Source organism: Gelidibacter sp., from assembly GCF_035515035.1.
GTDB lineage: Bacteria > Bacteroidota > Bacteroidia > Flavobacteriales > Flavobacteriaceae > Gelidibacter.
The window spans coordinates 49,385-61,705 of record NZ_DATJCA010000043.1; the positions used below are offsets into that span (position 1 = coordinate 49,385).

A 12,321-nucleotide genomic window follows, 5' to 3' on the forward strand; every position below is an offset into this window, starting at 1 on the left:
GAGGCTGTTAATTGGTAGTGGGCATTATCTTTTTAGTAGTTTTGCCATCAGTAATGTTCAAATGGGTAAAATAAGAATCTCGATTCAGTAAGATGATTAAGCCATCATAACGTTTTTGTTCGGCTTCGGTGAATAATTCGTGATCATCCACCACCAATTTCAAAATACCATCTTGGGTACTGTTCTCCCAATGCTCCCTGGCTTTATCGGTTTTTCTGTAATTGACATAGTCCTGATACGTCTTTTGATTTTTCAACCTTTTGACCATTTCAAGATCGCTTGCAGTATCACTTCCATTTTGCATTTTCATGGCCAACATTTTATCTGTCATATAACTCAAATGAACCACAAATCGATAATAAGCCTCGCGCGACTGAATGTATTGATCGGTTTCCATAATAAATTTCTCAAAAATCAATGGTGGTGTTGCGCCTCTACGTTCCATCTTCAACAGTTCCTTTTCAATGGTGTATTGAAGTTGGTCATCGGACAAACTTTCGTAGTCTATATGCTGGGCAAAAACATTTAAAGGGAAAAGAATAAGCAGGAAAAATTTATACATATTCAGAGCGTTTTATTGGACTTCAAAAAATACGGGAATGCTATACGGCACAACTACCACTTCTCCATTTTGTTTGCCAGGTTGCATTTTTGGCAAGGCTTCAATGACCCGAATGAGCTCCTTTTCTAAAGCAGGATGCCCTGCTCTTGCTCTAATGTTTGAAATTGTCCCGTCGGTACCAATTTTAAAAATAACGTTCATGCGCTGTCTTCCAGTCAAACCTACTTCTTTGGCCAGTTTGGTATTGAAGTTCTTATTAACAAAGGAGCTGATTTTATCAGAAGTACATTTTTTACGTTCTTCATTTGAATCTAAGCTTTCACAAGATGGAAATATTGGCACTTCATCCACAACGGCATAAGGGATTTCCGTTTCATCGACTATTTTTTTCTGCTCTTTAGATTGCAAGGCTTTAAGATGATCTTGCTCAGACTGATCTGTGTTCTCCGTATTTGTATCTGGAGCATCATCTTGAACCTGAAACAAAATTGGCAAACTATAAGGCACTGTTACAGTATTTCCTCTTTGTTTTCCAGGGGTGAAAACTGGCATGGATTGAATGACCCTAACTGCCTCTGCTTCCAACGCAGGATGTGGCGCTCTTGCCATAACATCTCTAATCTTTCCGTCCTTGCCAATTTTAAAAATAACGTTGATGCGCTGTCTTCCTTTAAGGTTCTTTTCTGTAGCGATGTCAATATTAAAGTTTTTATTGACAAACTGCGATATATTATCTGAAGTACATCGTTTATCATCATCCTTGGATCCGGATGCTTCACATCCATCAAATAAGGGCGGTTGGTCAATTACAGCATAAGGGACTTCGACATCATAGGATTCAAAAGACCCCTTTTTCTCTTCTTGGTCCTTTTTACCAAAATCCAAGACGGTGGAACTTTTACCATCTGTGATGTTGAGTTTATAATAAAAGTCGTCTTTCTTGATTAACGCCAATTTTTCTGCCTTTCTTTTTTGCTCCGCTTCGGTTAATTTTCCAATATCGTTGACTATCAAGCGCAACTCACCATCTCTCCCCCCATTTTCCCAACTTTCTATGGCTCTTTCTGTTTTTTTAAATTCAAGATAGTCTTCATAGGTGTCATAAGTTCTCATTTTTTCTGCGTACTTTTTCTTATCAGATTCTGTTAAACTACCTTCTTTTTCCTTTCCTCCCATAAACATATACTTCATGTATGCCTGTTGTTTCGCTACATCTTGTTTGCTCTGTATATATTTAGAATTATCGTGCTTAAAATAGGCGTTGAAATTTTCGCGAAACAGATCCTTGGAGTCTTCTTTTGCCAAAAGCTCCTTATAGTATTTGTCCACCAATTCTTTAAAGGTTAATTCCTGATCCAATGCTTCATTTTGAAACACCGGAAACGGATCTTTTATTTCACTCGCATAAGACGAGGTGTACATCAACATGCCCATTACCATAGGGACCAATAAGGCATATTTAATGAGATGGATCTGTTTTGATTTTGATTTACTTAACATGACGATTCGTTTTTTGATTAATGATTGTTTAAAAAAAGGATTGATGAATGAGATGTGCTGGGTCTCAAAAACTTGGGACAGCAAACTTTGATAATAGGCCGATTTACCTTTGTACTTGACGGCTTTTGCATCGGCGATGAACTCGTGCAAATTGGAAAGCTTGTTTTGATAGATATAAATTAACGGATTGAACCAAAACACAATCCGCAGGATTTCAAAGACCAACAAATCCCAACTGTGTTTCTCTTTGACATGCACCATTTCATGCTGTACGATATGTTCTTTCTTTTCAGCTGAAATATCAGTTCCCAAAAAGATATAATGAAAAAAAGAGAAGGCTGCACTGCTGTTCAATAAAAACACAATTAGGGCATCGCCTTGCCAGCGTTGCGGGTTTTTGTAAAGCATTCTGCTGATCTTAATGATTTTATAAACTAAAATAAGCGCCGCCAATACCATTCCAGCAATCCAAACGTAAGTCCAAGAAAAACTTGCCGCTTGCTCTGTAATTTGTTCAGATCCCATCACCAATACAGTGTTGTCAAATGTTGGCGAAACGTCTCCAATGATGACTTCTGGCAATCGGATGACCATAGGTTCTGGAACGATGGCTTTAATGCTTTCAAATTTCAAAAAAGGCAATATAAAGGATAAGCATGCCGTACCGATCAAATACGCACGATTCCAATTAAAAAAGGTTTCATTCTTTAAAAACACATCGTAGATGATCAAAAAGAACACCTGAAATGCAACGGTCTGTAGGATATAATGTAACATAATTAGTCGTCTTTCTTGTTAATTTCCTTTAAAATGGATTCCATATCCTTTAGACTCAAATCATTTTTCTTAACAAAAAATGATACCATACTTTTAAACGAGCCTTGAAAATAATCATTTACCAACATGTTGATGCTTTGGTTGCTGTAATCCGTTTTTGCCAACAAGGGGAAATAAATATGTCCCTTGCCTTGTTTCTCATAATCCACAAAACCTTTACTTTCCAAAATCCGCACAATTGTTGATACCGTATTGTACGCAGGCTTTGGTTTTGGCAATTCAGCAATAATCTGTTTGACGTTCGCTTTTTGCAATTGCCATAACACGTGCATGATCTCTTCTTCGGCTTTTGTTAGTTGTTTCATAATAACTTCCTATAAGGCAGGATTTTTTTTAGTTAATTGGGGATTTTATCATCGTTTAGAGAATTAAAAATCCGTAATCCATTGCTTTGATGATGCTAATATAACTAAAATATTAGTTCAAACTAAGTTTTTAGTTAAAAAGATTGAAGAAAAAAATGTTTTTAGAGAAATTCTTAGATCAGTGGTGAAGTTTTTCAATGGAAAGAATTTTTCCTTTCCGAGCATAGGGCGCAGCAAAACTGAATGCGCTATGCTTCGCGATTATAGGTTTGGATCCCGAAAAAAAGCGGGATTAGTTAAACCAACAAATCCTAACGCGCTACGGTGTTGAGATTTGCTTGCCTGTCGGCAGATATGTAATTAACTAATAAAACCTAATAATTTTCCAGACGGTCAATTATTAGGTTTTTTACTTTTTTTGCTATTAATTCAACAAATTATTTAGAGGGATTAATTAATTATTGTTGACTCTTCAAATATAGAAAAGAGATTTGACATTATGCTACGGTAAAACCGTAGACTTGTTGTGGTAATCCCGTAGTGCTTAATTGCAGTAAGGCCTTGTAGAATTCACTAACATACAGTTAAAACGAAAGTTTAACAGTATTTTTTAAATAAACCCCATTTTCCTTGCTTTTTCAATAAGCGTTTCATCTTTTCCATCCTCTACGGAGAACAAAAGCTTCAACTGTTTCTTGCGTTTTTCAATCCCGCTCATGGATAAATTGATATGTTCTCTTAAAGTAACCGTCCTTATGCCTTGCGACAAAAGATGTAAAATCTTCCGATTGATATCATCAACATAAATGTCATTGGTAACTGATTTCTTCAAAAAATTACTAACCGTGCTACTATAATAAGGTGGTGAATATAATATATGTTGAAAAGCTTCAGCCAGTTCACTTGAGGTCATATCACTCTTAATCAAAAATCCGTCTGGATTAATCTGCTTGATAATGCTATGCACCCTGTAAGACTCATTGAACATGGTCAAAATAACTATTTTGGCATTGGGCATGATGTCCCGGGTCATTTTAGCAAGATCTTCTCCAGAGGTCAATTTACCATCGGAAGAACTAGGTAGGCTGATATCAAAAAAACAAATGTCATAGTGCTTTTCGTTGGCGGCACGTTGCAACAATTGATAAGCAGTGTCACAGTCATTGGCCGTATCTATTCTTAAAATTTGATTTTCTTTCTTGGATGCCATCAAGGTATTCTGGTAACCTTCAATTATGATAGGATGGTCATCTACCATTAATATATGAATGTCTTGCATGGGTTTAGGTTGTATAGGGGATTTCTACTTTTATGGTTGTGCCTTGATCAACTTTTGAATGGAATACTACCGTTCCATTTAGTTCCTTAACTCTGGTATTGATATTTTTTATGCCGATGCCTTTTTTACTCTTATTGAGATCAAAGCCAACGCCATCATCACTGATCTTGAAGCAAATTACAGATTTTTTTAATTGAAAGCTAATTTTCACTGTTTTAGCTTTCGCGTGCTTGTAGATGTTTTGAAGCGATTCCTGCACCATTCTGTAAATATTGATCTTGGTTTTATTAGAAACAAGGTCCCAATTGATATCATCTGTATAATCAAAGTCATATTCCAGCTGATAGGCTTCGGTTTGATTCTCAATCAATTCTTTCAAAATATCCATAAATCCAGAACCCGACACAAAATCCGTGCTTAAATCGTGAGAAATCTTCCTAATATCATTTTCTATGGTCTTCAGTTCAGAAATATATTTTGATCTTACCTGTACCGCTTCTTCACCTTCCTTCATATTATAGCTATCCAAACTCAACCGTGTACCAAAAAGCCGACCTAAAACACCATCATGCAATTCCTGCGAAATACGCTTCTTCTCTTCAGCTCTTGCGCCATCAACTTTGTCCTGTTGTGACAACATTAAGTTGTAAATCTCTTCATTGACCGTTTGCTGGTCTTGTTTAAATTTCAACGCTTTGTTTTTGTTGCGCTGGGTAAATATGATATACACCAATATGGAAGCTACCAAAAGCACAATTGAACTTATAGTCCACCACATTTTCTCAGCAGCAATCCGTTGGTTCTCCAACTCTATTTGATCGGTTTCAAACTCAATACGTGCAAATTTATTTCTGATGCCACGTTCATAAGCCAAAAGACTATCACTTAATTTGATGTGTTCTCTAAGATAGAATTTACCTTCATCTCCAGGTTTAAGTTCAGAGAGAAGGACCATGGATTCTAAAAGGATGTCGTTAGAGGAGATATCATTTGCCAAGTGATAGGATTCTTCAGCGTACTTTAACGCTTTGTCTTGCAGACCACGATCTTTATAAAATTTTGAAAGATCAATAGTCACATTGAGCATATTAACAGGATCCTTAAGACTGTCAGAAATTTGATAGGCTCTTTCAAACATCTGTTCCAATTGCTCAAAATTGTTACTTCCATTCAAGAATCTGGCGTAGGCCACATTGTCCAAAACTAGAGCATAAAACTCAGGCTCTAATTCAAATAATTCATCATAATCTAAAATGCCTTCATAAAGCGTCAATGCTTTTTTGTAATCACCCATTTCCTTATAGACATGAGCCATATTATTTTCTGAAGAAAGCTGCAATAGGAATCCTTCTTTCATCTTTTTGGCAATAAAAAAAGCTTTCTCATGATATTCAAGAGCTCTATCGAAAATCTTGATGATTCTAGCTCCCGTACCAAGTCTTGTATAGAGCAGCCATAAACTATCCATCATATACTCGTCTTTAGGAAGGTGCTCAGCCAATTTGATGGCTTTAATTGCACTCTCCTCACTGCCTATATAATCCTTCTCTATGCCTTGGATTTCTGAAATATTAATCAATATCTCAACCTGACGTGAAGTAAGCTCCAACTGTTCAGAAATCTTATAGGCTTTAGAGTAATAATAATATGCACTGTCATTCTGAACCCTATTTTGATGGTGGTACCAACCCAAGTTATGATTGGCAATGGCCATAGCCAAAGAATCCGGGATTAATTCTGAAAGTTTCAGTGTTTTGAAGTTGATTCTTCTAAATTCGCCGAAATCGCCGGTATAAATGCAGAGCAAAGAATAATTATGATTTGTCTTAATGGTGACAGAATCAACATTTAGGACGTTTGCATACGCTACTGCCTTTTTCGCATAAGCAAATTGTTCCTCTAGAGACAACGTATTGCTTTTACTAAGAGTTTGAAATTTTAAAATACTATCGTATTCAGGCGACTTCAATTTCTTTTGGGAATACGAGTTCCCCGCAAAGAAAATTAAAAATATAATTTGAAAAATTAACCTCAACACGTTGGAATGAATTTCTTGGATGGTTCCAAATTTATAATAATTTCCTCAATCTATACCGTTTAATTTTAGACAACACATAAAGCCCTTATTAATTAAAATAAGAGCTTTACATTTTTATTAAGTTAACTGAATTATCCTTGGGTCGGGATTCGAATCCCATTTCTTGAGTGTGCCAACAAATCGAATTGTGTTTTTGTCTGCTCGTACTTAGTTGCTTCTGATTTAGTTTGTGAAGGGGCTTGGTCAGTTTGGCTAGAAACCATGAAAAATAAGGCCAGTAATAAAGTAATTTTTAAAGTTTTCATTCAATTACAGTTTAGGGGGTTATATACTATTTTGGTTAATTAATAATTGGGCAAAAAAATGCATTCGAGGGAAGAATGGATTATTAATTTCCGAGCATATTAGCTCTAGTATTGCAATTAATGTCGAGGGAAATTAGGACATGCAAAAACTCCTTGTAAAAAAATGGATTAAGATTTTCTCGAAATAAGTTAGTTAGGGGCTTATTTAAGTGCGACAAATATATTATAAAAAAGTTATGAACAAAATTATTATGCGATTAAATTCATCTAAATCCGACAAACTGCATAAAATTTCTTAAAATCGTGTTAAAATCAGGTAAGATCCCACATTAAAGAATTGAAAGTCGACAGAGTTCCATATTACGGCAACACATAAAAGATGTGGAGTCAATAAAAATGGACGAACTATAATAATAATCTGTATAGCTATTTCAGGACGGATCACAGGCCGGGTCAGGACGGACCAATAGGGATAGGTATAGCGTATCAACTCCCTAGATACTCCCTAGATACTCCCTAGATACCCCATGGTTAGTATATGGAGGATAAATCCAAATCAGATAAAGAAAAGAAAATGACCTGTACAGTGTGAAAATGCAACTATTTGACTTGTTCCCAAAGGACTCCTAAACAAAAAAGCATCCCGATTCTGTTAAAAACAGAAAAGGAAAGCTTCTCATCGGAATACCAAATTGCTCTGGTATCACTACGTCCCGAATTACTTCGGAAACAACACAACATCTTCTTGTTCCCATGACGATGGGAATCTTGCCAAAAAAAGCTCCAAATTTCTTTAGAGCTTCTTAGCATTATTGCGGTCTGGACGGGACTCGAACTTGGTTCGATTATCCCAGCCTATATCAGCACTCTTGTTAAATCTCTTTGTCTATGTTGACGATCTGTGACCTTTTAACCGTTGGTTATGTCACAATTTGATTTCGTCCGGTGCAAAAGTACTAAATAGAATCAATTAACAACACTTAATATTAATAAAAATGCCTAAAGATTTACTTGAAATTTTCTGGTCTTCAGTAAAAAGATTGGATGAGGTAAAATCATGGCGTGTTTTACAGTCCTAATATATCACGAGGATCAAACAGTCAAGACAACGTCATATTTCTAAATTCCAGCCCCCATTAATTTAATGGTATTTGCTCTTACTGTTCCGTCCACGTGTTTCGGGATATTCCCTTTATCTATCAATCCAAGATCACTTTGACCAGTTAAAGCGATTGAACATATTAATCCTAATGCGATAAACAATAAATCCGTTTTGTTCATTATTCCTGTGTAGTTTGGGATGCTGATTAGTGATTTTCAAAACGTGTATATGTAGTTTCGTATACATACGGCACATAATAAGCTGCCAAAAAACCGACTTTCCTCCTATTAGTCAATAAGTAGTACACAATATCTCATGGGTACAACAAATATTTCAAGCGCATTTTTTTATACTCCGATAGTTCAGGTTCCCATCCCGCCCTGATAGTTGCTTCCGGTACATCATCAATAATCTGCTGTCTAAAATCACCGCGTCCAATTTGAATTTCAATGTTGTTCATTTGGTTGCTGAATTTTGACTCAAAAAATTGTTCTTTATTGGGATGTGCCTTATAAAGCTCCCTTATCCAGTCAAAATTTATTTGCTTACGTTCTCTTAGAAGATCCGTATCATAGTTTCGTAAATCAATGCCATAGCATTCCTCATCCATAAAAATAGGTGTTTCCGCCATCCCTTTTATACTTGTTGGTGTAAAGCTAAATTCATAAATACCTTTATAAGCTGGACTGCCCAATATTGTAAATGGATCATAAGTACCTCGACCGTGATTAATGTACACTCCTTCAAACATACATACACTTGGGTACAACAAAATAGCCTGTTCGGTATTTAAATTTGGTGATGGACTCACAGGAAGCACATAGGGCATGTCATGCGTGTAATTGGCCACGGGTATTACTTGAATGTCTGCCTTGACCTTATCCTTTAACCAACCTTCGCCATTAACCATCAATGCAAATTCACCAACAGTGAGGCCATGGGACATTGGGATGGGAAACATCCCTATACCCGATTTATATTTCATATCAAGCACCGGTCCATCAATCAAATACCCATTGGGATTGGGACGGTCCAAAATCAATAAAGGTTTATTGTTTTGTTGACACGCTTCCATTAAGCGGGCCAAGGCATTAATATTGGTATAAAAACGAACACCTACATCTTGCAAATCATAGATTAGGATATCGACATCTTTAAGATCTTCCTTACTAGGCTTGTTTTTATTCCCATATAAGGAGATAATGGGAATACCCGTAGCGGGATCTATGGCGTCACTTATTTTTGCACCCGCACTTGCGTTGCCTCTAAAACCATGTTCGGGACCGAAGACTTTGACGATGTTTACATCGAGTTTAATTAAACTGTCCACCAAATGCGTGTCCCCTATTATGGATGTTTGATTGGCCAAAACCGCAACTCTTTTGTTCTTTAATAAAGGCAGATATAAGTGCATCTGCTCTGCCCCGGTCTTTATTTTTGGATATGTCGCGTGGTCGCTATGCGGCTCTATTGCAGGGGCACAAATAATCATACCTATCAAGATCATTACTATTGCTTTCATATTTTAGAACTTTAAATTACTAATTTAAGTAAAGCTCATAAGATTTCACGCATAACAGCGAGAATTGTGCTTGTCCCATATAATGAGGCGAAAGAACTTACTATTATCTAATTTCACAAATTCACACAATGGGTTCATCTTTGATAATATATGTTTAAAGAATCGACTATCTCTGTTAACAACAATGCAAATCCTGGTTACAAACGAGAGCCAGCGTGGTTAATTTCTGGAACTATTGCAGGTATTTAGGCAGAAAAACTATATTTTCGCTTTTTTAAATATTTAAAGACAAATCTTATGAAAGAACTTATTGAAAACATGCAAAGCACTTACGAATCATTTGAAAGTGATGTTAAATTACAGTTAGAAAGTGGAAATAAAGCTGCAGGAACAAGAGCGAGAAAATCATCATTGGCCTTAGAGAAATTATTGAAGGAATTCCGTAAGGTTTCAATTGCGGAATCAAAGAAATAGGACAGGATTTATTTTTTTTATAATCTAATTAGAATCAAAACCCCTTCAATCCTGGAGGGGTTTTCCTGTAATAAATTTGCATATAAATGGAAAAGAGGTTCAAAAATTGGCGGGAAATCTCTGCCTGCGGAGGGACAATGAGACTGAGAAACCACTTTTATCTCGCGTCTCTAATTTTAGATTGGATATTGTCTTTTATATTAATCAATAAAAGTTCAAGGTTAGAGCATCTATTCCCAATCGTTGCGTGCACACGTTAAAAATGAGCGTCAGCAGGGTGAGAGGGAGTCAAGAATGTGTGAGGTGAAATAAATATTGCCAACGAGGATGTTCAGCCGCAGTGGCACTAGTTATGATATACTCAAGCTGGCAACTTAAAAGCTATTGTTGATCATGTGATTGCTACGCCTCATTCACAATGACTTAGGAATAAACAAGATGCCTTTCAGATATGTTTTAGGGAACAAAACGGAATGACTGACGAACTCCTCTATTGGCAATTACGAGCCTATCGAAGATTTTCTCTCCAAAATATCTGCGATTGAGCTTGTAGACAAATTCATTCAGGTATAACTGTAGGTATTTCCTCTTTATCTTGTGGTAGTTGCCAACAAAATTCCGTTTGGCATTACTGATTGCGATATGCACCCATTTTAGGGTCTCCTTTGTCGTTTGCTCACTCGATTTCTCGCTGATGTGCAGCTCCACGTAATTGGCAATGTTGACATATGATGTGCTCTGGTCGGTAAATACAATGGCCTGTCCTCTGCAATTGCGTTTTGAAGTGTTTGATCCGTACCATCGGCCTTATGATCTTCCATAACTTTGGCCTTGAAATAGCGGCATTGGCGCTCAACCTTTCCCGTATCCAGATCTTCAAGAACCGTGCTTTCCGCCAGTATCATCACATTGGATTTTGTTTTGCTACCCCGTCCCGATTTTTGTGTTTTATGTTCATTTTCAGAGGCTTCTATGGCGAAATATCCTTCGTCCATTTCTATCATCCCTTCCAGGGTGTATCTGTCATCCCTCTTTCCCATCGCCCTACGCAGTTTATGGACCATGGCCCAGACCGGCTCATAACGCTTCAGGCCCAATTGGCGCTGTATCTCTTTGGATGAAAATCCCTTTTTTGTCGCCGTCAACAAAAACATTGTCTTGTACCAGGTTAAAAACGACAGGTTTGAACTCTGCATGATCGTTCCGCTGCGAAGGGACGTACGGCTCCTGCATTTTTTACATTCATAACTCCACTGGCTCTTTATCCAATAGTGCTCCGTATGGGAACAGCGTTTGCAGACGACTCCTATCTTGTCACGCTCTGCCTTAAAATGTGACTATTCCGATGAAAGTGAACACCCTATTCCGACCAAAGTGAACAGTCGTTTTTGATGATGATTTCTTGGGTTAATTAGACAAAATTATTTATTACTTTTTAATTTTTTTTCTCATGGATTCGCCCTGCAGTTCAAATTAGTTTGGGAGTACTTATTATTACCAGGTTTCGATTTCTTAATTTTCCAACAACTAATAGCATCCTGCAATGTTCTGTCTGGATTATCTTTCACAAAATCTCGAATATAAGAATTGTACTCAAATTGTGGCTCAATCTGTTTATGTGATTTATCGGTTCGCATTTCATTTGTAATCGAAATCCACTGTTCAATTGCATCTCCTAAAGTCAGACCCTGCGCAGATTTCATCCAATTCATGAATTTCACATTGAACTTAAACTTATCACCTTTAAGTCTTAAAAAATCTCCTTACATTTTCAGTATTCTGATAATTATCTGTGATTTCTGTTTTAATAGTCAATTTTTCAGTATTCCAGTCAAATCGTGAAAGTTTTGAAACTGTCGTCTGATAAGGTTCTCGTTTTCCTGTTTCTAAAAATTTTTCAATCCGATTTGCTAATTCAATTTTTCCACCTCTTTTATCTAAATTCTCTGACCGACAAAAATCTATCAGCTCTTCTTTGTACCAATAAAAGTCTCTGAAATCCTGTATCGAAATTTTCTTATTTAATTCTGGTTTATTGTTCATCTTTTACTTTACTGTTTGGCTCATCGTTCGCCTTGCTTGCACACAACGGTCAAGTGTCGAGTAGGAAAAGGGAGTTTCACCCTTCCCCTCTCACAGAACCGTACGTGATAGTCTCCCATCATACGGCTCTTCTAATTTAATCTACAAATATAAGCTCATCCTCTTTCAAGTTGGCAAATCGTATTTTAAATTAGCTCATCCCTTTGCTCCACTCCCATTACAGGAGCTTCATCACTACTACGAGTTAGTCCGCCACCTTACACTACATTGGTAATCATCTTGCAGTTGCTCTACTTGATTTTTCCCTTTTGCATTAATGTAAGGCTTCCTGCGTTCCATCCATAAGCCCAGATA

General features: G+C 36.8%; 10 protein-coding genes and 2 pseudogenes. 1 reads left to right on the top strand and 11 read right to left on the bottom strand.

Annotated features, from left to right (window positions below; genetic code table 11):
- Positions 1-7 precede the first annotated feature (7 nt).
- The 8 genes from VLZ86_RS03785 to VLZ86_RS03820 all read right to left on the bottom strand — a co-directional run bounded on the left by VLZ86_RS03785 (position 8) and on the right by VLZ86_RS03820 (position 9,450).
- On the bottom strand, positions 8-562 hold the full coding sequence (locus VLZ86_RS03785) for a hypothetical protein (RefSeq protein WP_325448884.1): 555 nt from the start codon (positions 560-562) through the stop codon (positions 8-10).
- Positions 563-574: 12 nt separating this feature from the next.
- The gene (locus VLZ86_RS03790) at positions 575-2,839 is read right to left on the bottom strand and encodes a M56 family metallopeptidase (RefSeq protein WP_325448886.1); all 2,265 of its coding nucleotides are present in this window, start codon (positions 2,837-2,839) and stop codon (positions 575-577) included.
- A 2-nt stretch (positions 2,840-2,841) separates the two neighbouring features.
- Positions 2,842-3,204: a BlaI/MecI/CopY family transcriptional regulator gene (locus tag VLZ86_RS03795; RefSeq protein WP_325448888.1), complete on the bottom strand. Its 363-nt coding sequence runs from the start codon at positions 3,202-3,204 to the stop codon at positions 2,842-2,844.
- A 610-nt stretch (positions 3,205-3,814) separates the two neighbouring features.
- A complete protein-coding gene (locus tag VLZ86_RS03800) occupies positions 3,815-4,483 on the bottom strand; it encodes a response regulator (protein ID WP_325448890.1) in 669 nt (222 codons plus the stop codon).
- 4 nt (positions 4,484-4,487) lie between these two features.
- Positions 4,488-6,452, bottom strand: a complete 1,965-nt coding sequence (locus VLZ86_RS03805) for a tetratricopeptide repeat-containing sensor histidine kinase (protein WP_325448892.1) — start codon at positions 6,450-6,452, stop codon at positions 4,488-4,490.
- A gap of 200 nt (positions 6,453-6,652) precedes the next feature.
- A complete protein-coding gene (locus tag VLZ86_RS03810; RefSeq protein ID WP_325448894.1) occupies positions 6,653-6,826 on the bottom strand; it encodes a hypothetical protein in 174 nt (57 codons plus the stop codon).
- A 1,119-nt stretch (positions 6,827-7,945) separates the two neighbouring features.
- Positions 7,946-8,107 (bottom strand): hypothetical protein, encoded by a 162-nt coding sequence (locus VLZ86_RS03815; protein ID WP_325448896.1) that lies wholly within the window; start codon positions 8,105-8,107, stop codon positions 7,946-7,948.
- 134 nt (positions 8,108-8,241) lie between these two features.
- Entirely contained in the window at positions 8,242-9,450 is a 1,209-nt protein-coding gene (locus tag VLZ86_RS03820; protein WP_325448898.1) for a DUF1343 domain-containing protein, read from the bottom strand.
- A gap of 297 nt (positions 9,451-9,747) precedes the next feature.
- Between VLZ86_RS03820 and VLZ86_RS03825 the strand changes: the two genes are divergently transcribed.
- A complete protein-coding gene (locus VLZ86_RS03825) occupies positions 9,748-9,924 on the top strand; it encodes a histone H1 (protein WP_325448900.1) in 177 nt (58 codons plus the stop codon).
- Positions 9,925-10,380: 456 nt separating this feature from the next.
- Here VLZ86_RS03825 and VLZ86_RS03830 read toward each other — a convergent pair.
- From VLZ86_RS03830 to VLZ86_RS03835, 3 genes and pseudogenes are all read right to left on the bottom strand, one after another.
- A pseudogene (locus VLZ86_RS03830) lies at positions 10,381-11,258 on the bottom strand (IS1595 family transposase); the annotation flags it as partial.
- 114 nt (positions 11,259-11,372) lie between these two features.
- Positions 11,373-11,654 (bottom strand): annotated as a pseudogene (locus VLZ86_RS16285) (DUF6434 domain-containing protein); the annotation flags it as partial.
- A 13-nt stretch (positions 11,655-11,667) separates the two neighbouring features.
- Positions 11,668-11,967, bottom strand: a complete 300-nt coding sequence (locus VLZ86_RS03835; RefSeq protein ID WP_325448902.1) for a DUF6434 domain-containing protein — start codon at positions 11,965-11,967, stop codon at positions 11,668-11,670.
- Between the last annotated feature and the right edge of the window lie 354 nt (positions 11,968-12,321).